The sequence below is a fragment of the Pedobacter sp. Bi27 genome (genome assembly GCF_918698255.1).
In the GTDB taxonomy this organism is placed as follows: Bacteria; Bacteroidota; Bacteroidia; order Sphingobacteriales; family Sphingobacteriaceae; genus Pedobacter.
Genome location: NZ_CAKKMW010000002.1, coordinates 193,697 through 216,766 on the forward strand (window position 1 = coordinate 193,697; position 23,070 = coordinate 216,766).

Annotated in this window: 15 protein-coding genes; 1 reads left to right on the top strand and 14 read right to left on the bottom strand. The window is 39.6% G+C overall.

Features of this window, described 5'->3' with window-relative positions:
• Nucleotides 1–20: 20 nt before the first annotated feature.
• The 11 genes from LQ227_RS06160 to LQ227_RS06210 form a co-directional block, all read right to left on the bottom strand.
• The gene (locus tag LQ227_RS06160; protein WP_230148707.1) at nt 21–1,718 is read right to left on the bottom strand and encodes an alkaline phosphatase family protein; all 1,698 of its coding nucleotides are present in this window, start codon (nt 1,716–1,718) and stop codon (nt 21–23) included.
• Nucleotides 1,719–1,757: 39 nt separating this feature from the next.
• Nucleotides 1,758–3,377, bottom strand: coding sequence for a DUF5008 domain-containing protein (locus tag LQ227_RS06165; protein WP_230145804.1), 1,620 nt, complete (start codon nt 3,375–3,377; stop codon nt 1,758–1,760).
• 31 nt (nt 3,378–3,408) lie between these two features.
• Nucleotides 3,409–4,158: a hypothetical protein gene (locus tag LQ227_RS06170; protein ID WP_230148709.1), complete on the bottom strand. Its 750-nt coding sequence runs from the start codon at nt 4,156–4,158 to the stop codon at nt 3,409–3,411.
• A 24-nt stretch (nt 4,159–4,182) separates the two neighbouring features.
• Nucleotides 4,183–5,706, bottom strand: coding sequence for a RagB/SusD family nutrient uptake outer membrane protein (locus LQ227_RS06175; protein WP_230145802.1), 1,524 nt, complete (start codon nt 5,704–5,706; stop codon nt 4,183–4,185).
• A gap of 11 nt (nt 5,707–5,717) precedes the next feature.
• Nucleotides 5,718–8,867: a SusC/RagA family TonB-linked outer membrane protein gene (locus LQ227_RS06180; RefSeq protein ID WP_230148711.1), complete on the bottom strand. Its 3,150-nt coding sequence runs from the start codon at nt 8,865–8,867 to the stop codon at nt 5,718–5,720.
• A gap of 21 nt (nt 8,868–8,888) precedes the next feature.
• A complete protein-coding gene (locus tag LQ227_RS06185; protein WP_230148713.1) occupies nt 8,889–9,977 on the bottom strand; it encodes a DUF5007 domain-containing protein in 1,089 nt (362 codons plus the stop codon).
• Nucleotides 9,978–10,014: 37 nt separating this feature from the next.
• The gene (locus tag LQ227_RS06190; RefSeq protein ID WP_230148715.1) at nt 10,015–11,124 is read right to left on the bottom strand and encodes a fasciclin domain-containing protein; all 1,110 of its coding nucleotides are present in this window, start codon (nt 11,122–11,124) and stop codon (nt 10,015–10,017) included.
• An 11-nt stretch (nt 11,125–11,135) separates the two neighbouring features.
• Nucleotides 11,136–12,650 (bottom strand): RagB/SusD family nutrient uptake outer membrane protein, encoded by a 1,515-nt coding sequence (locus tag LQ227_RS06195; protein WP_230145798.1) that lies wholly within the window; start codon nt 12,648–12,650, stop codon nt 11,136–11,138.
• Between the two features lie 34 nt (nt 12,651–12,684).
• On the bottom strand, nt 12,685–15,558 hold the full coding sequence (locus LQ227_RS06200) for a SusC/RagA family TonB-linked outer membrane protein (RefSeq protein ID WP_230148717.1): 2,874 nt from the start codon (nt 15,556–15,558) through the stop codon (nt 12,685–12,687).
• Between the two features lie 682 nt (nt 15,559–16,240).
• Nucleotides 16,241–17,776, bottom strand: a complete 1,536-nt coding sequence (locus tag LQ227_RS06205) for a SulP family inorganic anion transporter (RefSeq protein WP_230149235.1) — start codon at nt 17,774–17,776, stop codon at nt 16,241–16,243.
• Between the two features lie 60 nt (nt 17,777–17,836).
• Entirely contained in the window at nt 17,837–18,250 is a 414-nt protein-coding gene (locus LQ227_RS06210) for a helix-turn-helix domain-containing protein (RefSeq protein ID WP_230148719.1), read from the bottom strand.
• A 132-nt stretch (nt 18,251–18,382) separates the two neighbouring features.
• Here LQ227_RS06210 and LQ227_RS06215 point away from each other — a divergent pair, with 132 nt between their 5' ends.
• A complete protein-coding gene (locus tag LQ227_RS06215; protein WP_230148721.1) occupies nt 18,383–19,138 on the top strand; it encodes an SDR family oxidoreductase in 756 nt (251 codons plus the stop codon).
• A 259-nt stretch (nt 19,139–19,397) separates the two neighbouring features.
• Here LQ227_RS06215 and LQ227_RS06220 read toward each other — a convergent pair whose 3' ends face one another.
• The 3 genes from LQ227_RS06220 to LQ227_RS06230 are packed head-to-tail and all read right to left on the bottom strand — an operon-like array spanning nt 19,398 to nt 22,923.
• On the bottom strand, nt 19,398–21,155 hold the full coding sequence (locus tag LQ227_RS06220) for a CocE/NonD family hydrolase (RefSeq protein WP_230148723.1): 1,758 nt from the start codon (nt 21,153–21,155) through the stop codon (nt 19,398–19,400).
• A 17-nt stretch (nt 21,156–21,172) separates the two neighbouring features.
• Entirely contained in the window at nt 21,173–21,865 is a 693-nt protein-coding gene (locus tag LQ227_RS06225; protein ID WP_230148725.1) for a LytTR family DNA-binding domain-containing protein, read from the bottom strand.
• Nucleotides 21,862–22,923: a sensor histidine kinase gene (locus tag LQ227_RS06230; protein ID WP_230148727.1), complete on the bottom strand. Its 1,062-nt coding sequence runs from the start codon at nt 22,921–22,923 to the stop codon at nt 21,862–21,864. Before LQ227_RS06230 ends, LQ227_RS06225 begins: the two co-directional genes overlap by 4 nt.
• Between the last annotated feature and the right edge of the window lie 147 nt (nt 22,924–23,070).

The window sequence follows — 23,070 nt, forward strand, 5'->3', positions numbered from 1 at the left end:
TAAATTATCAATATTCTTGTTTATTGGTCTAACCAAACCCTGCCATCAAGCGCCCACTGCTGGTTATTGGCAATTTTTAACCAGTTAACCATTTGCGCCGGTATATCAGTTGTTTGCGGAACAAGGAGCGCCAAGGAACTGGTTGAAGGCGGACAGATTAAATCGTTGAAATTTTCCCAAACGTATGGCCCCTGTAATTTAAAATCGCGGGCCTGTGAAGAAAGATCGATCATCTTATCGCCATTTCCATCGGTAGCTGGCCAGTAACCCACTAAAAAGTTGTAAGATGGGTGGCTCTGATCGATGGATGTTTCGCAAGAATAGTCTTCAATTACACCATCTGGTACGGCTAGTTTAAAGAAACGGATATCGGTTACGTAATAATCTGGTTCTCCATGCCCCTGACCATTTAAATAACCCAGTTTCAGTGCATTAGAATTGGCTAAAGAACCAGACCCCGTGATTTCTAACTCGCTGTTAAATTTTCCGTTGGTATAAGTTCTGATAAACCTTTGGTTACCGCGTTGTTCTAATTTAACCGAAAGGTTTTCCCATCTACCCTGAACAATATCGCCGCCCCTGCATTGGCGGTAATCGCCATCTTTTGTACCTCTCCATTCAAAATACCAGTAACGGTCTTCTAAATAAATAACCCAGCCTACACTAGGGTGACCGCTTGACCATTCGTTCCGCTTACCTAAAACACTTGGATAAAAAAGCTTTTCCTGGTTCTTTTTAACTTTAAGCTCGATAGTCATTTTAGTGGTATCGTCTATGTTGTAAACGCCTGCATCTTCGCCAGCCACTTCAGCCCTTATTTGGGTACCAGTCATTTTAACGGTTTTACCTAAATACCTGTTACCTGTAAAAGGCTTTACCAGGATCCGTTTATTATAAGCAGCACTATAGTAAATAACAAAAGCATTGTTTGCCGGTTTACTAAAAATGGTTTGATCATCGGTATTGGGCGGGAGGGTAAATGCACCACCATCACTCGAAGCGATAATAACCAGCCAATCTTCGTTAATATAATTAGGGCGTTTCTTTAATGCAGCCATAATCTCACCTACGCCAGTATCGAATTTTTCTATTGCCGATTTATAGTTCGGGAATGAATTATCGTAACCATATTGTGCGCCGGCTTTATCTACATCGGTAAAGTGGCCTAAAATTACGGAGGCAGTATCGGTATTTAAATCGTTAATTACCGCAGCTTTAACCAGATCATCGCTGCTTACCAGTGTGCTAATATCTGCACCTGTTGTTAGCGATTTAAAAACTGTAGACGAGGTATGTGCCACAATTTTGGTCTGTGGCCTGCTCTCTTTAATCCTTTTAAATATTACAGGGTAATTCTGCAGGTTGTTATTGGTCAGGTTATCATCATTTACAAGGTGTTTTGCCTTTTTTACGCCAGTTAACATGCTTGCCCAGTTACTGGCATTCTGTGTAGCTTCGGGTTCATTTAAGCTCACCCAACTATAAACTGAATGTGGTAAAAGGGCCGTAATATTTGGAATATTAGCTGCCGCTACCGATTGCCCTCTTGCACCATCAACCACCAGGTATAAGATCTTACGGCTTCCGTATCTTACTTTTGTGGTATCGGTACCGTCTTTATCTGTAAGTTTTCTATCGAAATCCTTATTGCAGGAAAATATGGCTGTTGTAATTACGGTGGCCATTAAACCCAGCAGTAATTTATATTTTTTCGTCATGCTCATCTTAATTTATATTTAATTGGCTTCTGGTTATTATTATTCGATAGTTACCCTAACGATGTTATAGAAAGGCTGGTTATCAAAGCGGTTGAAACCTCCGATCAATAACAGTGCTTTTTTACCGTCTGCAGATTTTGTCTCAATCACATCAGAAAGGCCGCCCGAAAAAGGTCCGGTTGCATTATAGCCGGGAGCTAGCAGTCCTGCTGGAGTAAGTACCATAAAACCGTTTCTGGTTACGTTATTGTACTTTTTAAAGCCACCGCTCACTACAATCAACCCATTCGAAAGCTGGCGTGCAAAATAAGGATAACCGCCCTCAAAGAATTTAGCTGTAAAAGATTCATCCAGGCTGCCATCTTCATTAATTAATGCCATCCCGTATACAGGTTTACCGTTGTATTTTGTAAATGCTCCTGTAATCAGGTATTTTCTGGTAGTGGCATTGTAGGTAAGTGATGTTATTCCATTATCTACCCCACTGCCCGGGTTAAAACTTGGATCTTTAGTGCCATCGGCATTTAACCTTAAAATACGTACCGCAGGCTGGTCATCGAAGGTGCTGAAGTTCCCAAATACCATTAATTTTTCGAGGTTCGCCGCATCGGTATGCATATAGGTATCAATAGGCCCATTTGCACTTACATTACCTTTATTGGTTGCAGTATTAAAACGATAGGTTTTATCTAAAGAACCATCTAAATTGAACCTTAAAATCTGGCGGATTTCGGTACTATCCAGAATTACAGTATCTCTGGTAAAATCGTAATTGTCTTTATCGTAAGTTCTTTTTACGTAATACCTAAAATTACCAGTTGCTAGTATTTTACCCTGGTGTGGATAAATGCGGTTAATGTATTCGTTGGTACCGCCATTAAATTTAGGAAACCATTTTTGGGTAACCGTATCGGTTAAAGTTGGCTTCCGCTTGGTTTGGATTTTAATGGTATCAATAGCGCCATTAGGATATAAACTGGTTATATTGCTGATATTTTCTGTACGCTGGTTGTAGCCGCTAAATCCACCGGCGATGATAAAACGCCCGCCAATTTCAATCACTCTCGATAGTGAGCCATTTGCGCCTCTACCCGTTCTAAAAGTACGGTCGTAATCGCCATCTAAAGAAGTTCTTACAATTCTATTATTCGGTGTAATGAATCCATTATTATTGTAATTGTTAAAACCGCCGAGTACAAGTGCCCTTCCATCAATCATTTCGTAGAACTGACTTACGTAGCCATTTGTTCCGGCTGTTGCCTTAAAAGTGATATCGTTTTTGATCAGGCCCGACACAATAAACTGCGGACCTAAAATCAGCTGATCGCCAATAGCAATAGAGGTGATTCCTGTACTTCCGGCTTCGGGCACCTTAACTACAATAGTAGATTCGGTAACGCTAAGCACTTCTGCTTTTTCGCCGTTAAACAAAAAGGTTAACTTATCTTTAAAGGGCATTAAGCCTTTGGCCTGTACGGTTACAGTAGTACCTACAATCCCTTCTGATGGAACAGGTGGTAAAGTTTGGCTGATGGTTATGCCTAGTGGTGCTTTACCGTCTGCATATGGGTCTTCGCCTAATTCTTCTTCCTTCTTACATCCCTGTATAACTAAGGAGCATAGAAAAAACACGATTAGCATGTATTTTATTTTTTTCATGATTCTATTCTTTAAAATTATAACAGGCTAATTATTTATTACTTGGTGTTAAACCAGTGTTATATACATCATTAAAAAACTCATATAAATTGAACCCCAGGTATGCACCCTGGTACCTTAACGAGTGCACCATTCCGTTGGTTGGCTTAATATCAGATGATGCGACATAACTTGGGTACCAGTTATCGTTCGGTTTTGATACATCGGGGATATAAGAGAGCACAAGCTGCCTGTAACCGATATATTTAATTCCGTTGGCATCGTAAAAAACGACCCCAATATTGGCTACATCGTTGTTATAATCGTAGTGAAGGGCGCCGGGATAAATACTTCTGAGGTTAAGATCGATCTGCGGATAATCTTTTAACATGTTTACACTTTTAAACATATAACGTTGCAGGTATTTCCGCCAAATGGCCGGACTGATCTGATCGAGGGTTTTTACCGTATCTCTTCCCGCTTCATAAAGTAATTGATTTAAGGATTCGAATTTTGGGTTTCTATCTTTTTCGTTGGTGTGAATATTGCCGATCGTTTTCCGCACCACATCATCATCAAAAGCAAAAAAGGTGAAATTCTCTGAACTGAACTGTTGCTCCATACCGGCCAGTTTTACAATTTGCGCAACGGTGTCAAAAGGAACCTTTTTGGCTTGTAGGTACTGCATCATATTCCCATCATACTCTGCCTTTACCTTACCTCCATCTATATAGTACTCATCACGCTTACAGGCATTTAAAACAAGTAAAAGTGCCGCACATGCAATAATTAGCTTTTTCATATCTTGTATAATTTCTATTTAAAATTAATTACCACCATTAACCCAATAATCGTTTAACCGCATAAACGGATTGTTATTTAAGGCATTACCACTTATTGGCCAGGTCCATGCGCCACGGCTAAATTTATCTGAAGTAAGTACATTGTACGACCATTGGCTGCTTAAAATCCTCTTGGTGCGCACCAAATCGAAATAATGGTGTCCTTCGCCTATTAATTCTCTGGATCTTTCGTAAAAAATAAAATCCTTCAGGGTAGAGCCTCCGCCACCAGCATATCTTGATGCTTGTGCCCTATCTCTCACCATATTTACCAGCTTAATTGCTTCGGCATCTTCTCCTAAATCGGCAAGTGCTTCTGCGGCCAGTAAAATTTCGCCACCATACCTAAAAATCATAAACGTATTATCAGGATTGGCATCTTCTTCGCCTGTAGAGAAAGAATTCTGTGCAAATTTTAACATCATAAATTTTCCGTTATCGGCAAAAATATCTTCGTTAAACCAACTGGTAATTCTCTTATCGCTACCATCCTGAAAAAGTTTTTGCATGTACTCACCCCTGAAATAAGCAAAACTTACACGGTGGGTATATTCTGGCCTTTTATATGGGTAATGCAAAAACATATCAGCCACTGGTGCCGTATTGGTATTTTGATCACCATAGTTTATACTGCGGTAAAATTCGAATAAGCTCTCGTCTGATCTTCCTTTAATTACAGTAGCCCATTCTGTAATTGGCAATAACCGGTATGCACCACTGGCAATCATTTCGCGCCCTAAATCAGCAGTTTCCTGGTAATATTTCTTCGAATTATTTGCATCAAAACCGGCATTCCACATGTTCATTTCCATAATTAAGGCAATAATGCTTCCACGGCTGGCCCTAACTCCTTTTAAGGATGGATCGGTATAAGTCCATGGGATCTGATTTTTATAGGTTTTAAGATCAGCTATACATTTGTTTAATACGGAAACAAAGTTTTCGCGTGGCAAAGCTGTTGAATGGAATGCATCGGTATAATACACTACATCGCCATATAACCTTACCATAACAAAATAGCTTAACGCACGGATAAATGCAGCTTCGGCTTTATACTGGTTTTTCTGCACATCGGTAAGCCCGGGTACACCTTCGTCTAGCTTCGCCATTAAAATGTTGGCACCTTGTATGGCACGGTAATAATCGGTCCAATCGGTAATTCTATTGAAATTGTAAAAATCCCATGGGCGATTGCCCGACAGTAAACCTAACAGGTTGTTTTTACCTAAAATCTCGACAAACTCGCGGGCTGGTGCTAAATCAGACTGACTTTCGTAAAGTACCTCGCCAGAGCGGTATTCGCCCGTTGCACCTATAAAATGTGTTTCGTTAAATTTACCGAACACAATACGTGATAAATCGTAAATATTAGCTTCTACATCTTCTTTAGATTTAAAGAAGTTATTTCCTGATAACTTATCTAAAGGTTGAATATCCAGAAACTTTTTACAAGCAGGCAATGAAAATGTTGCTGCTAAAATCAAAGAATAAATGATAAACTTTTTCATAATAATATCTATTAATTGCCTGTATTAAGTTCTAACTGTACGCCAATATTATAAGTACGTGGTACAGGGTATCCTGTAGAAATATCGCGGCCCAATGTGGTTACGTTTTCAGGGTTCGGCCCGGTGTACTTAGAAAAAGTAATCAGGTTATCTGTAGAGGCGTAAATTCTTAAACTGCTCATTCCAAAACGTGAGATAAACTTTTTATCGAACATGTAAGAAAGGGTTACGTTACTCACTTTTAAATAGGTTCCGCTTTCTTGCCAAAGTGTTTGATCGGCCCTCAAAGGTTGAATCTGACCAAATCTCTTATAATCATAGGGATATGGGTATTTTGCCACATCACCTGGTTTTTTCCAGATATTAAGATCGTTTAACGGAACCACCGATGTGAGTGAATATGGATCGCGCATAATGGCTATCCTATCGGCCAACGCATTGTTCAGGATGGTTCTGTCGGCCGTGTAAGTGGCATAAACATTTAAACCCCATTTTTTATACCTGATATTGGTAGATAATCCACCAGTCATTAACGGTTGTGAGTTACCTGTTACTTCATAATCACGGCCATCTAAAATATAATCGCCGTTTACATCTTTCATAATCGGATCTCCACCAAAGAAAAATGCCCCGTTAGATTGATATCTTTTACCAGTAACAGGATCGGTAGGTACATCTGCATCTGTTCTGTAAACGCCCTGGTTTATCCTTAAATAGTTTGACAATGTATTTCTGCCAACACGATAAACGTTATGTTGTAAGTAACCAGAGCCATCAAATTTAATGTATTGACCATTGTACTCAGCCGGAAGTTTTAACAGCACATCGCGGTTAAGTGCACCGTTTACCGAAACCGTAAGGTCAAAATCTTTACTAACCACAGGTCTTACGGTGATCATTATTTCAGATCCATAATTGGCAATACCTAAATCGTTACTCGCCAGCTTATTAAATCCGGTGGTATTGGATAAAAACCTATCAAAAAGCAAATTATCAACCTTTTTAAAATAGGTATCAAAGTTTACAGAGATTTTATCGTTAAATAAACCCAGATCAAAACCTAAATTATACTGGCTAGTTGTAGTTGGTTTTAAGTTAGGGTTTGGAACAATGTCATAATCGATACCGATTGTTGGGTTGTTATTAAAGTTACCGTTTAAGTTAAAAACGCCATAAATACTCTGTAGGTTACCTGTAGGCACAATATTTTGGCCCCATGTTAACCTTAAACTACCATACGTTAACCATTTCATGTCGGCCAGCCAGTTCTCTTTATTAAAGTTCCACCTTAAACCGATAGAAGGGTTTTTAGAATATGGATTTTCCAGACCGCTTGATGATGTACCATCCAAACGGTAAGAAAATTCTGCTACGTATTTCTTATCATAATCATATGATACCGAACCTGCAAATGAAGCAATGGTTGCATTTTTATAATTGGACAATACTCCCCCGCCACGTGAGTAGTATGCATCGTAACCTATTGGGCCCTGTAACTGATCGTTTGGTGTTCTTTCCTGGCGGGTAATGCTAGCTTGTGCACCCTGTTTATAAATTTCATTAAAGGTGTTTACAAAAAGATTATGTTTTTCGCCAAAGCTTTTGGCATAGGTAATACCATTTCTATTATACAACTGGAAATTTCTTCCTACATAATCATACACTTTGGCAAACTGTCCATTTGCTGCTGCTGGTGTAAAGGTCGATTCTGTATCTGATGTATAATCGTAACTCAAAGTAGATGATGCGGCCAAACCTGGAATAAACTCATAACGTGCTTCAATATTGGTTCTCAGGTTTCTTGAGTTGTTATCGTTTAAAGTTTGCAATGCCGATAAAACCCCACCTGATGCCTGATAGAATGATGGTGGTGGCAGTAAGGTAGATACCTGCCCGTTTGCGGCCACACCCGATTGTAAAAGGCCTACACCATTACCCTTATTCTGCTTTCCTACTGAACCATTAATGAAACCAAAAAACCTAAATTTATCGTTTGGTTTAAATTCCATGTTCATGTTTAAATTGTAACGGTTATAGCCAGTATTCTTGATTACTCCTTTTTCTGTGTAGTAACCCAGGTTCGCCTTATAGTTAAACTTAGGATCGCCACCATCTAAAGCGAGGTTATGACTTTGATTGTAAGTATTCTGATAAAACACGTCCTGCCAATCGGTTGAGTTGTTCCAATACGCATTTAAACTGTCGGCAAGAAATGAAGTGTTGGAAATTCTTCTGATATCATCAACATTTTGTGCATTTAAGATAATCTGTTGGATTTTTAACGATCTCTCTGAATTACCTCCCAAAGTTTCGCGGAGTTTTGGTGGGGTTTTAACAAAGAAATTGGTTACATACCTAATTCTTGGAACTTTAGAGTTACCTCTTTTTGTTGTGATGATAATTACACCATATGCACCTCTTGAACCGTACATAGAGGTAGCTTGCGCATCTTTTAAAATCTGGATGTTCTCAATATCTTCCTGTGGGATTAATGAAAGCGGACTCACACCAGGACCTTGGCTCTGAAAACCAAACTCTGCCGCTTTATCTGCATCCAATGGAACACCATCAATAATATATAAAGGCGAGGTTGGCTGTAGAAATGATTCGTTACCACTGCCCGAGATACTTAAACTCGACAATCCACGAACCTGCACCGAGCCTCTAAAACCCGGGGCACCGGTGTTGTTCTGAATATTTAATCCGGGTACTTTACCTTGTAAAAGCTGTTCGACGTTAGAAACCGGTATATCCTGAACTTCTTTAGCCTGAATTAATACAGAAGATCCGGTTGTGGTTTGCTTAGATCTGCTTTGGTAGGCCACAATAACCACTTGATCAAGCTCTTTATTATCTTCAGTAATGGTTACAGTTATATTGTTTTGATTGGTAATTTTTACACGTTGTGTGTTGTAACCTAGAAACTTAAATATTAAGGTAGCGCCCACCGGTACATTAACCGAAAATTTTCCGCTACCGTTGGTTTGGGTTAAACCTTTATTGGTGCTTTCTAAAATAATAGATACACCCGGAACGCCTTGTTTTGTTTCTTTATCAACAACGGTACCATTCACAAGGTTAAATTTCTCTTGCGAAAAAGCACCGGTGCCAAGCATTATACACACTACAAGTAATGTATAAAAAAGTATATTTCTTTTCATAATATTAGCTTTAAATGTTGCTTATTCGTTGATAAACTTTGGATTGTCTGTTTTGAAGTGGAATACAATTTCCCAATCTCCAGCCTGATAAATGGCAAAATCCACCCCGAAATTGGCAATGATACGCCCCCCACCGAAAGCGCCTCTCGAATAACTCAACTGTGCTTTGGCTCTTGAACCTCCAGGTGCGTAAAATGTTGGGATTTCTACCAATGGAATCGGATAGGCTACATCATACTGAACATATTTATCCGTTTTCTGCATGTTAAAACCATGTATCATTTTGTCCCAAACGGTTTCGTTAAAGGACGATGGATTAATTTCAACCGAATCTTTATTTAATGCTTTAATACGGAGTGAATGACCATTGCCGCCTGTAAACGGACGGATATATACCACTACATCTTTTTGATCGTTGTTACTGATCAGGTTTTTGTTGCTTGTAGCGCCAATTACGTTGTTTAAGTATGGGCGGATATAATCCCTCAGCTTTTTATCTAAAGGAAATTTAGGATCGGGAGCAGGCAAACCGGTATAAGCATTAAAGTCGTTAGAAGGCTCATAAGGTCTTTCTCTAAAAGGTCTGATCTGCAGGTCTCTGATCAAACGTTCACCACCGGTATTTTTGATCTTTACATCAAAAAAACGGGTATCCTGAGAGAAGTTTGTACTGTCGGTCGGCCTAGGTTTGATTAATTGGTTGGTAGACGACCCCCACAGTATAAACTCTCCCGACGAACGTACTTCAAATAATGAATGTAGCTCTATTTTTCTTTTAGCCTCTATTTCTGACAGACTTTTTTCTAAGCCTGTATATGGAGCAGTAAACACGTAAGTAGGCACTTTCTGAAAAATATCGGTAACCGGTTTACCATCCCCAAAACGTGCATTCACAATTTCGAAAGTTATCGGCTGTGTAGAGTTATCGCCATTAAAACCACCCATTAGGTTAGTTCTGCCGATAATCGGCTCAAATACTTTATTGCTAAAGTTTACATTATTACTCAGGTAATCTTTTTCTTCTGGCAGGTTGTACAGTTTTTTGCATCCGCTAAAAGCGATCAATGCAAACAGAACCACAACCATTTCTATTTTTACGATTGACTTCATAAGTTTCGTTATTTTATTTTTTCTATGTCCCATCACCCTATTTCGATTTGTTTATAGTCCATTCTGCAAGCTGGAAGGTACCCCCGCTTCTGAGCTCGGTAATATTTACGCGGTAATAGAGGTACGCTGTGGTATTGGTACATCTAAAAACTTTTTGCTGATACCTTTCTTCAAAAAAGAAATTAGTTACCCGGTGCAGCTCGGTCCAGTTAATACCATCCTGTGAGCCTTCGTAAGTCCAGGCTTTCGGATCTCTTTCTACCGCATCGTTTGCCGAGGTTAAGGTATAAACCGACGATACTTCTGGCGTTTTCAGTTTAAACTGCATGGTTAAAAAGCCTTGCAAATCGCATAAAAACTTGGTGTGGTCGTCGCCATCGATAACTTTTTTAGAGTTTTCTCCACTGGTTGGCCCGCCGCCATTTTCTCTGTTGGCAGAGAAAGTACCACCCACTGTAACCATTAAATTTGGCGGAGGAGGAATAAAAGTTAAGCGGGTAACAAAGCCATCGAAACCGAAAATATGATCGGGACTGATGACGTGCACAATACCATTTTTGGTTTTGATATTGTTTGATGCGGTTGTACTTGTAGACCAATTTCTGATAAATTTGCTCTTTTTGGTATTGCTAAACTGAATCACTTCCGGACCGGCACCTACCTCGCCTGAGGCAGAGCCCCGCACCGATTTAGCATGCATGGGATAGGCTACTTTAACACTGGTTAAATTAAGTCCATCCTGCAGTTTTAAAGAATCAGACGGTTTTACGCCTCTGATGATGTAGTAAGAAACCATAGTGTCTAACTGTATTCCATCAATATTCGATAAAAACAAGGGGTCTTTATCTGATTGTTTTCTTAAAGTGTTTAAGTTTCTTAAGGCCAGCTGAAAACTAGGGTTGGTAACCGCAAAAAGCGTTACATTACTATCGGTCAGGGTTTTCTTCAAACCCATTCTATCAACTGCCACAATTAACGAGTCGTAAACCCCTGGCTTACTTTTTAAGTATTCGTAAATGTTTCCATTATAGGGTACCGCGCTATCTTCTACATCGTAATAGCCTCCATTTTTTTTACAAGCCGAATAAATGATAGTGAATAACAAGAGTATTGTTAGCACACCAATATATTTTATAAAATTTTTCATATCAATATTATTTAGCGCCAGTAAGGATTCTGAGTTAATAAACTGTTTTGAGAGATCAGCTTTCGTGATATTGGCCAATAGATCCCTCCGGAATTGATGAGGTTCATAAACCTGGCATCGTTCTGCTTAATTTTATTGTATCTGATTAAGTCGTACCACCTATGTCCTTCTCCCAATAATTCGCGGTGCCTTTCTTCGAATATCATTTTGATAATATCATCTTTACTGAAATCGAATTTTATTTCAGTATCAGTGGGTAAGCGTCTGCTCATTACTTGCTTCAACTCATCTGTAGCACCCTGTTGATCGCCCAAGACAGATAGTGCTTCGGCCCTTAACAATACGATATCTTCTAAACGGGTAAAAATTAACGCGCTGGTAAAATACCTGAAGTTTGGATCTGTACCGCCACCTTGAATAACCTTGATTTTACTGAAAATTGGATATTTACCATTTAAATTGGTGAAATACCTGTCGAATTTCGATTGACCCAATGTATCGATAGAGAATCTTTCATCTTTCGCTAAATTGAAATATTTTAGGATCGAATCTTTTGGCAGATAGATATCAGGAACAGACTTGGTAATGATGGGCTCTGCAAGGGTTAACTCTTCAATATGCCCGGTTGATGAACCATCAATATGACCATAATCTGAATTAAAGCCAAACATCTGTCGGTTATTTTTATTGTAGAAGAAACCGTTTGAATTGCTTAAATCGGTAGTAGAAGTAAAACCACCGCCACTTCTGCCATAATTATCTTCAACAAATTTGGTGTATTTGGCAACGTTAGCATAATCTGCATTCCAGGCAGCAACGTGCGATAGCACCGCATAAGCGGTAACTTTAGTGGCCAAAGCCCCCCCCCACCTTCCGCCGCCTTCGTTATAATAGTCGCCTGGTTGCTGAATATCGTTTCCGCTGTAAATATATGGCAGATCGGCCGCAGCCCTTAATATTTCCGATTCTACCCAGGCTAAAACCTTAGCTTGTTTTTCTCTGGCTTTATTCTCAAAAGCACCTTCATTTGACGAGATAATAAAAGGAACATCACCCCAGATGCGCACCATGTAGAAATAAGCAAAAGCCCTTAAAAACCTGGCCTGGGCAATATCTACTGTCATGTTATTATCTGAATAGCGTTTATCGGTTGCTTTAACGTGTGCAATATTTTCCAGAAAAACATTAGCACCATTAACAATAGCATAAAACCTGGTCCAATCAGAAAGTGACTCTACCACAGGATAAGATGCATTTAAGTTGTTGCTGATAACCGCTTTTAAATCCTGTCTTTTCGGGCTCGTAAACTCGCCCGGTCTTACATCACCATAAATCCAGTGGCTGTTGTTATCAGAAAGTGCAGCTCTGGTTAAGGCATAAACCCCCAAAATTCCGGCACGGGCATCCTCTACCGTATTCCACATATTTTTTTCGCCCACCACCCTGCTCGAGTCGGTTTCCAGTGCTTTATTGCAGCTGGCTAAAGCCACCACAGCAAGCAGAAATGCGTATAATATATTTTTCATCGTAATTGATGTATTTTTAGTAGCTATTTCCATATTATAATTCCATTTTAACTCCTAAAGTGTATGTTCTTGGTATCGGTTGTCCGTAGCCGGTATCTACGCCATCATAGCTTACCAGCTCTGGATCTTGCCCGGTGTACGGCGTGATGACAAATACATTGCTTACTGCGCCGTAAACGAAGAATTTATTAATCTTTATATTTCTCTTTTTCAACAGGTTGCCAAGTTCATAACCTACAGATACCGATCTCAATTTCAAGAACGACGCGTTTTCTAAGAAAAGGTCCTGATCTACACGGTAAGGAATAACGGTGCTCCATGGATTGTATAGCGGGTATTTGCTATAATCGCCACGTTTCTCCCAAAAAGTAATTTCTTTCACCGAGCTTACATCAGTATTACCTTCGCGGTTTACAAAATCGAAGCGGCTGGCCATTTCCTGGTTAATCAGCTTTCTGCCCAAATTGAAATATAAATTGGTGCTCAAACTCCAGTTGCCATAGGTAAAAGCGTTATCAAAACCACCAGAAAGTGTTGGCAATGAGTGCCCTTTTAGTACTTTGTCTTTTTCGTCGATTACATGATCACCGTTTTGGTCTTTCCATCTCGGATCTCCAGCCTTTAATGCCTGTCCGTTATATTTTAACGGCTGACCATTTACTACCGGAACTTGTGCAGTAGAAGTGTAGATACCTTCATTTTCCAACAACCAATATTGATCTACCGGTTCGCCCACTCTTAATAACCTGTTTCCGATTATAATTTCATTTAAGCCTCGTGGCAATGCTTTTAAGGTATTGCTATTGTGGTTAAAATTTAATGAAGAATTCCACAAGAATTTATTTTTAGCCATTACCAATGCGTGGATGGATAAATCGACACCAGTATTGCTCACATCCATTCCGCTTTCTATTGATTGTTTGTAGCCATATTCTGCGTACGATGGAATGCCGATCAACTGGTTTTTATCGGCCTTGATGTAAAAATCGACCGAAACATGCAGGCGGTTTTTTAACATGGCTATATCAGCACCCATATTTAGCTGATCTGAATAGGCCCATGGCACGCCATAACCCACCCAACCAAAAGAATAGGGCCTGGTTAATACACCGAAAGCATTGTATCCTGGCACGGTTAAATTGCCTGTATAACCAACAGATGCAGTATATTGTGGCCCCTGGGCATAATTATCATAGGTAAATGTTCTGCCTAAACGGCCAACACTTGCCCTTAAAACTAAATCATCAACTGATCTGATATCTTTTAATAATTCGTTTTTAACATTCCATGCACCTGAAATTACCGGAGAATAAAACCAGCGTTTTGTAGGTTGTGCATTAGATGATCCATCTAAGCGCAATGTTCCGGATAAGAAGTACTTATCATTATACGAGTAGTTTACTTTACCATAAAATGATAACAGGTTATCCGCTGTTTTATCTAAAAAGCGATAGGTAAGTTCTCTTGGAAATGCTCTTGGCGTCAGATAATCCGGATTATCACCGCCGTTAGGCAATTTTGGATCAGAATTCAGTAAGTTAATTTTGATATAATCATTCGCACCTTTATACGCATAGGCATAGTTATACTTATAAATATCCCACATCATCGATTGGCCTAGCTCTACATGAAAATCATGTGCGGTATTAAGCTTGAAATCGTAAGCTGCTTTATTATCAATCATTAACCGCTGGTTAAAACCATAATAGTTTGAGGCGTAGCTATTGCCCTGCAACAAGGTTCTGGCATAAAATATATCGCGATAACCTTCATTATAATCTACATTAAAAGCCGATGATAATTTAACCTTGCCCAGTGTAGCCACCAATTTGGCATAACCCTGGATCAGGTTGGTTTTATTATCATCAAAACCTTTCTTGTATTCATTTAAATAAGTACTATAATAATCTTTATTGGGCGCAGGTGGAGCGCTCAGATCGGGAAAGTAATTAATCTGCGCAAACCGATCCCTAAGTGTTCTGTTCCGGTCGCGGTTTAACCTGTTCCCGTTAATCATGGCAGAGAAAAGCAACCATTTAACCGGGCGCATGTTGATGTTGAACATGGCACTGTAGCGGTCTAAGCCTGTACCATCGGCAACACTCTGGCTTTTGGCATTACCTAACGAAAATCTAAAATTCGCACGGTCCGACCCTCCGGTTAAGCCAAAATTTATGCCGTATATCAGTGCATTTTTATAGTATAGATCAGTCCAGTTCGATTTACCACTATATACATTATTAAGCGAATCGCTTAAATAAACAGGATATTCTTCATCATCCGAATATCTGCCATTGGTGGTATAAATATCATAGAACCTTTGCCTGAATTCATTTTCATATTTACCATTAATGGTATTAACCGTTGGTTTTTGCACCATACCGATATATGAATTAAAGCTAATGCTCCTCGAATTGCCCGAAGCCGCTTTTGAGGTTAACACGATAACACCATTTACTCCTCTGGGGCCATAAATAGATGATCCTGCCAAATCGCTCAATACCTCTACAGATGCAATGTTATTGAGATCAATTCCGGCAAGGAGATTAGTAGCTGGACCAATTCTGTTAAAATCGTACTGTTGAATATCGAAGGCAAAAGGATGCTCTCCGATTAACGGGATTCCATCCAATACCACCAATGGCTGTATGGCATATACATCCTTCTTTGAAAGCAGTGGTGTAGCAGCACCCCTGATGATCATATTTTGGATAGCGCCGGGTTCGCCTGATGGTTCTTGTACGTACAAACCCGCATAATTTCCTTTCAGGTTTTGCTGTAAGGAAATGGCGGGAAACAGCGAAAGATCTTTAACATCTTTCTGTACACCTCCCGACAATTTACGGTAAATTGTTTTGAGTTTAATTTGTTCTAAACTGTCTTTCCTCAGAGAGTCTTTTGGCGACACATACTTAATTTTAGTTGTATCCTGCAGAACAAAAAGATTGGTTGTTAGGCCTTTATAAACTTTTTTGCCCGCCGAAAAAACAGGTAAAACGTTTAATGTAAACGCGGCAAAAAAGACAAGGCACGCCCATAAGTATCGCATAGTTAATGGATCTTTTAATTGGTAAAAAAATGATTTCTAAAACTTATTTTTTCGGAAACGGCATAGTATGTCCTAGGTTAAAGAGACAGGTACTTCGGTAGTAATAGTTAAGGGTTCTCATAAAATTTAGCATTTGGTTAACTCAAATATATACTATACTAAAACGTTTTAATAACAAATTGTCATTTTTATGAAATTTTTATAAAACACCACAATAATATTTAATTCTATTAAAATAACTGTCAGTCAGACAGGTAAAAAAATAAATATTATCAGAATATCTTAAAAAATTAACATCCTATAAAACAGTCTATAAGGACATTTTTAGCCAGCAATAACAATAAATCGAACAATTTTATGTTGCTATTTTCTTAAAGTACTTAAACGTTTTAGTAAAAACATAAAATACAGATCAAGAAGTAAAGATGAAACCGACAATAATTGTTTAGGGATGAGGATAGCCCTTTACCATATTATATATTATAACATTAGCTTCGATATAGTGGTACCTTATATCATAAAACAGAAAGGTTAAAATCGATTATTTTTCTGTGGCCACCCGATAAGTAGGATCTTCTATAATGTTTACGGCTATAATCTGATCTGCATTTTTCAGCAAGCGCTTACAGTCGTTACTCAGGTGCTTTAATTGGAGTTTTTTATCAGCCGAACGGTAACGTTCGGTTAGTTTATTCAGCGCGTCAATACCCGACATATCAAAAACACGGCTATGCTTAAAATCAATTACGATATGCTGAGGATCATGAGCCACATCAAACAGCTCATTAAAATTGGCAATAGATCCAAAAAACAAGGGGCCAAATATTTCGTAGGTTTTTACACCACTGGTATCGATATGTTTAGTGGCACGTATCCGTTTAGAACTTTCCCAGGCGAAAACAAGTGCCGAAATAATTACACCTATTAACACCGCAAGCGCCAGGTTATGCAGCCAAACTGTAATTACAGCCACCAGTATGCCGATGATAATATCCTGCGAAGGCATTTTATTTATCACTTTAAAGCTCATCCATTCAAAAGTGCCAATGGCTACCATCATCATTACACCAACCAAGGCCGCCATGGGTACACGATCTATTACCGGAGCGCCAACCAAAATAATAACCAATATAGTTAAGGCAGCAATAATGCCCGATAACCTTGCCCTTGCACCTGCAGAAAGGTTAACCAACGTTTGGGCAATCATTGGGCAGCCGCCCATGCCCGTAAAAAAGCCGTTTGCAATATTGGCAATTCCTTGAGCAATACTCTCTCTGTTCCTATCGCCTTTGGTTTCTGTAATTTCATCAACCAGATTCAAGGTAAGCAGGCCCTCCGTTAAACCCACACCTGCCATAATGAGCGAATAAGGAAAAATGATCTTCAGCATATCCAGATTCAACGGCACTTTCGGAATATGAAATGGAGGGAACCCACCATTTACTGAAGCAATATGTTTAACCAGTTTGGTATCAATTCCAAAACATAAAACGATAAGAAAAACCACAATAATAGCCACCAATGATGATGGAATGGCTTTGGTTATTTTAGGGAGAATGATCACTATTGCAATGGTGAGTAATACCAAAGCCAACATGATATATAAAGGAGTACCGCTCAACCATTCTACTCTGCCGTTAACAAGGGTTTTGAACTGTTCCAGCTGCGACATGAAAATAATAACCGCCAAACCGTTAACAAAGCCAAACATTACGGGCTGCGGAACCAGCCTGACAAATTTCCCAAGCCTAAACAGTCCCACTACAATCTGGATTACACCTGCTAATGCAACTGCCGCAAAAACATATTCTATACCTTGGGTTTTCATTAAGGCAATGAGCACAATCACTGTTGCACCTGCCCCACCCGAAACCAAACCTGGCCTGCCCCCTAAAACAGCCGTAACCAATCCCATAATGAAGGCGGCGTATAAACCTGTTAAAGGAGGAAAACCTGCAAGAATAGCAAATGATAACGATTCGGGGATCATCGTCATGGCCACCGTTAAACCCGCAAGAATTTCAGTTTTATAATTTATTTTCTTAGAAAAATCGAAAAGTTGCAGGTAAGGCTTCATCATTTAAATTATTAGCAGTTGCAAATATCTAAATTATGGGAACATTAGTGCTATAATAAACTAGGTGCGCTCAATAAGTTCTGTAAGTTGCGATTCATCTTTGAAAGAATAACAGTTTTTATCATGATCTGCATTCCCCAGAGTTGGATTGATGCGGTATTGGAAGTTACTGCCCCAGATTTCTAAAGCCTTAAAAACATCAGTCAGCTTTTTTCCCGATTCGGTAAAAGAGTATTCTACCTTGGGTGGAACAACAGGATAGATTTTTCGCTCAACGATCTGGTCTTCTTCCAGCTCCCTTAACTGCTGTGTGAGCATCTTTTCGGTTATACCTGCAACACTACGATGAAGTTCACCATACCTTTTCGGACCAGACAAAAGCCTGTTCAAAATAGTCAATTTCCATTTACCTCCTATTACATTTAGCGCCGCTTCCATCGAACAGGTATACTCGGCTTGTCTTTTTTTTGTCATATAAAAAATTGATGCGGGGATTTAAAGAATCTGGGGTCATATCGTACAAAAAAGTGCGTACCGAACCAAAAAGTACATACTTGATGAGCAATGTAATTAGCCGTCTCTTTGATGTATTAAAACATAAAGATAATGAAAAAATTAGAAGGAAAAACCGCAATCGTTACAGGCGGAAACAGCGGTATAGGTTTTGCAACAGCGCAAGAATTTTTAGCTCAGGGCGCCAAAGTGATTATTACCGGAAGAAATGAACAATCGGTAAAAGATGCGATTGCCCAACTTGGCGAAAATGCATATGGAATTATTTCGGACAGCGCTTATATGGAAGAAATTACAAAACTGGCCGATCAGGTAAAAACCATTAGTCCAACTTTAGATATTGTAGTGATTAATGCTGGTATTGGAAAATTTAATACGTTAGCGCATATGACTGAAGAGATGTTTGATGAGATTATGAACATCAACTTTAAAGGCGCCTATTTTAGTTTACAGCAATTGCTGCCACTAGTTAATCAAGGTGGATCAATTATTTTAAATACTTCGATAAATGCACACATCGGAATGGCAGGTGCAACAGTCTACGCAGCAAGTAAAGCCGCCTTGTTAACTTTGGCCAAAAATCTTTCTGCTGAACTAACATCAAGAAAAATAAGGGTAAATGCTGTTAGCCCCGGTCCTGTTGGCACACCATTGCACAGTTCGGAAAAATTGGGCTTAAGCGACGAGGATTTACAGCAAATGGGCGAAAGCCTGGTGAAACAGATACCAGTTGGCAGATTCGGACAGGCCGAAGAAATTGCTAAAACAATCGCTTTCTTTGCTTCGGATGACTCATCGTTCATTTTAGGATCAGAACTTATTGCCGATGGTGGTATGTATAATTTATAATCTTAAACCTTAAACCAGAGCGCCGCAAACCGCTTTGGTTTAAATTTAGGTTAGATGATGGATTAGTCTGTAGTCTATTGTTCAAAAAAAATGTCTTTGTGCGCTTCGTGCCTTGGTGGTTAGAGGATGGAAAATGTAAGTTGGATGATGGAATTAATTCTTCGCTCATCTTCTACATCTGCCGGACAAATAAATAACTAAAAAACAGATTGCAAATCCATAGTACTTGGGTCTGGATTGCAAATCCAGACCCGCTACATTATTTAAACAAACTTTTTGCATCTACCGAAAAACCAAGCTCAATAAAACTCCGTGTAGACCATTTAATTTTGAGTGGAGTACCTGCATCTTTTACCGTTTCTTTACTCACATCCTTACCGGTTCCATAATTGATCTGTGCAAAAGGATTTTTATCAATGTTGAGCACTAAAAGCAATCTGCTCCCTTTTTGCAGCTGCTTACTGAATACTCTCGATCTATAAAAAGGTATGGATTCTAATTTCCCAGGTTTAAGCAAGTTTCTTTTACTCATATCGTATGCGTAACTGGCTCTTCCTAAATAATAAGAAAGCTGAAAATATTCGCCTGAGGGCGTAACTTCATAAAGAACCAGGCCTACATCCATATCCTTTTTGTTTATGATGGCTTTAAGCTGTCCCTCTAGTGCACCTGATACTGAAATGGCTTGACTAAATGGCTCCGTGATAAAAAACAGTCCATTGGATCTGTCGATCTCTTTTTTGATGATCGGATCAGGGTAATAATCATTATAGAATGTGGTTCTGTCTGCCAGATCGACCTGCTGATGCATAAAAACTTGTTCAGCTGGCTTTTGCTGCGATAACAGCATCGTTCCGTTTATACTATCTAAATAAAATCGGATACGGTGATCTTCCATTTTTACCAATGAAGCAGCATGTTTCCACTTATTTGCGCCCATTACCTCATAATTGATCTTATCTTTTAACAGTATAGGTTTCTTTCCGCCTTTAAGAATATAATCAAGCCATTGGAAAGTTATTTCACGGGTATTGATTAGTGCTACTGAATCTACCTTATAGTCCCTCAGCTTGGCTACTCCACCTATCTGCGATCCAAAATGATCATAAGGGCCTATAATTAAATAATGTTCGGCCGAGGGATTATACTTATAATGTTCGCGGAGGTATTCCAATGCCGAAACCTGTCCATCATCATAATAGCCGGTAATACTAAGTACTGGAATATTAATGTGTTTAAAATCTTTACCATAAGGCACCATCGACTGCCAGTAGGCATCGTAATCGGGGTGACTAAGCCACTTCTGTAACAATGGATTTGGTGTACCGTCAATGCTGTCGATCTTATTGTAAGCAGCCCCACTTTCCCACCAGTTATTCCGCATCCTGTGCCAACGGGCATTATCGTTATTCACAGCATCATCCGTGTATTTGTTATTGGTGATGTAAAATGCCCATTGATAATTGGCTGCTAAAAAAACATTATTTTCCATGGGTAAGCCAAGCCCTGGAATTGCAGCTACATAAGGTACAAGGGTTTTAAGCGCCGGATGCAGGTGCTTGGTGGCGGCCCATTGTGCAAAACCAGAATAACTTCCTCCATACATGCCAACCCTGCCATCACTCCATGATTGATTGGTGATCCAATCGATAACCGCGTTCACATCCTGTGCTTCATGCTCATAAGGTTCGGGCCTATCGGGACTGAGCCGTTTCCCTCTGGCATCAGCAACAATGCCTACATAACCATGATCGGCAGCGTATTTGGCTTCCATCAAACTTCTATTGGTGTTGGAATAGATAAAATAAAAGAGTGCGGCCGGTAATTTCTGTCGCACACCTTTTTTCCTCACCACTACAGCAGATAAAGTAATGCCGTATTTTGTTTTAATCATCACGCTATCGTTAATGATATAATTAGTGGTATCTGGTAAGGTTAGTTTTTGCTGTGCAAAGGTTTCAATGCCCATTACGAGGCATAGCGCAGCCATACCTAGTTTTACTAAGTTTATTTTCATGATCAAAAAATTATAATTTATGTTTTAATGAGGCTCCGTAATTTAACAGCCTGCCGTTCTGATATTCTGATTAAATTTCCCGTTTTAAGTTCTACAAACATCCCGTCATCATCTTTTTTTACCGAACTGATGTAGTCGAGGTTAAATAATATACTTCTGCCGGCTCTAAAAAATCTTTCACAATCGGGGTTTTCTTCGAGTTTGTTTAAGGAGGTTTTGAGCAATACCTGCTCTTGCCCGAAAAAGAGGCGGGCGTAATTCTCTGCCGACTCGATCAGATGCACATCTTTCCATTTAATGAGGTGGTGTTTGCTCCTATCCTTTATAAAAACAGCTGCTCCATCATTCGCACCGATCTTTTCTATGGCTTTATCCATTGCACTTTTAAAGCGTTCCTCCCGTATGGGCTTCATCAGGTAGTCCATAGCACTTACTTCAAAAGCCTGCACCGCGTAACTGTCGAATGCCGTTACAAAAATCACCTGCGGCACATGTACCAAATTCTCCAACAGGTCGAAACCCGAACGGCCAGGCATCTGTATATCCAAAAAAATCAGGTCGGGCTTTAAAAGCCCGACAAGTTGCTCGGCTTCATCGGCATTAGCAGCCTCACCCAATACCGTAACCTGCGGATAGCTTTTTAACATCCTTATCACTTCCTGTCTTGCGCCACGTTCATCGTCAATAATCAGTGTTCTAATGTTGCTCATCTGATTGGGATTTTAATTTCGGCGCAAACCTTTTGCTCCATTTCATACAGGCTGAAAGATGCATGGTGCTGGTAACTGAGATCGAGCCGTTCTTTCAGGTTCTGCAGTCCTATGCCTGCCACCGTTTTATTTGGTTCCAACTTGCCAGGGTTTAAAACACGGATGCTTACCAATCCATTCTTTTCGTTAATTATTACCTCAATCTTCCCACCCTGCTTTTCTAGTGCAACTCCATGTTTTACCGCATTCTCTACCAATGTTTGAATGCATAAGCGTGGCACCATCAGCGCAGAGAGCGAAATATCGATATCCAAATCGTATTGTAATCTTTCTTCCATCCTCAAACCTTCTAACTCCAGGTAATCTCTCACCAGGTCTATTTCTTCATTTAACCTGATCAGCATGGCGCTGCCTTTATACAATCCACTGCGCAACAGTTCGCTTAGCAGATCGATTGCCCTACCCGCTGCATCGGGCCGGGTATATACCAAAGATTTTATGTTATTGAGTGCATTGAACAAAAAATGGGGATTTAACTGAGCAGAAAGATTATCCAGTTGCGACTGTTTAAAGCTAAGCTCCAATCTGGCATTTTCTACTGATAACCGCATTTCCCGTTTTGCGTAGTGGTAAAGGTGGTAGGCTAAAAGCCATATGGCCATTAAGCGGATACCAGCAACAAAAATACCTACTGCATTTAAACTAAAAAAACCAGCAAACGACTGGTGTGGGTGGCTTAGAAACAGTAATCTCACCAGGTACAACTTACTAACCGTAATTATGGCATAAAAAACACCCATTACTGGAATAACGATCAACATCCGCCAGATCAGTTTCTGAAGCGCCAGGTCATGCCAATGGTTTTTATTTGCAAAATTACGGTACAAATGGGTAATCAAAATGTACATGATCACATCCGAAACAAACTGTACAACAGCCATATCGAATCTGAAATTACCAGCTGCAGACCAACCTTGACATGCCCAATACAAAGCGGCCACAGACCAGCCAATTAGCTGACATTTCCAATAAAGCGATATGTAGGTTTTTTTTTCCAAAAATTTTCTGTTCCAAACAAAGCAACGAAAACTAATTTTAAGAAAAAAGATAAAGTACAGGAGCGTAGGGTTTTCGGGGATGAGTGGTTCTTTTAGTCATGAGTCTAGAGTCCAGAGTCTATCGTGCAAAGAAACAAATATGCCTTT

Bases quoted from the DNA above. Each gene is read 5' to 3' on its own strand.
- LQ227_RS06160 (WP_230148707.1), bottom strand. From the start codon at position 1,718: ATGACGAAAAAATATAAATTACTGCTGGGTTTAATGGCCACCGTAATT.
- LQ227_RS06165 (WP_230145804.1), bottom strand. From the start codon at position 3,377: ATGAAAAAAATAAAATACATGCTAATCGTGTTTTTTCTATGCTCCTTA.
- LQ227_RS06170 (WP_230148709.1), bottom strand. From the start codon at position 4,158: ATGAAAAAGCTAATTATTGCATGTGCGGCACTTTTACTTGTTTTAAAT.
- LQ227_RS06175 (WP_230145802.1), bottom strand. From the start codon at position 5,706: ATGAAAAAGTTTATCATTTATTCTTTGATTTTAGCAGCAACATTTTCA.
- LQ227_RS06180 (WP_230148711.1), bottom strand. From the start codon at position 8,867: ATGAAAAGAAATATACTTTTTTATACATTACTTGTAGTGTGTATAATG.
- LQ227_RS06185 (WP_230148713.1), bottom strand. From the start codon at position 9,977: ATGAAGTCAATCGTAAAAATAGAAATGGTTGTGGTTCTGTTTGCATTG.
- LQ227_RS06190 (WP_230148715.1), bottom strand. From the start codon at position 11,124: ATGAAAAATTTTATAAAATATATTGGTGTGCTAACAATACTCTTGTTA.
- LQ227_RS06195 (WP_230145798.1), bottom strand. From the start codon at position 12,650: ATGAAAAATATATTATACGCATTTCTGCTTGCTGTGGTGGCTTTAGCC.
- LQ227_RS06205 (WP_230149235.1), bottom strand. From the start codon at position 17,776: ATGAAGCCTTACCTGCAACTTTTCGATTTTTCTAAGAAAATAAATTAT.
- LQ227_RS06210 (WP_230148719.1), bottom strand. From the start codon at position 18,250: ATGACAAAAAAAAGACAAGCCGAGTATACCTGTTCGATGGAAGCGGCG.
- LQ227_RS06215 (WP_230148721.1), top strand. From the start codon at position 18,383: ATGAAAAAATTAGAAGGAAAAACCGCAATCGTTACAGGCGGAAACAGC.
- LQ227_RS06220 (WP_230148723.1), bottom strand. From the start codon at position 21,155: ATGAAAATAAACTTAGTAAAACTAGGTATGGCTGCGCTATGCCTCGTA.
- LQ227_RS06225 (WP_230148725.1), bottom strand. From the start codon at position 21,865: ATGAGCAACATTAGAACACTGATTATTGACGATGAACGTGGCGCAAGA.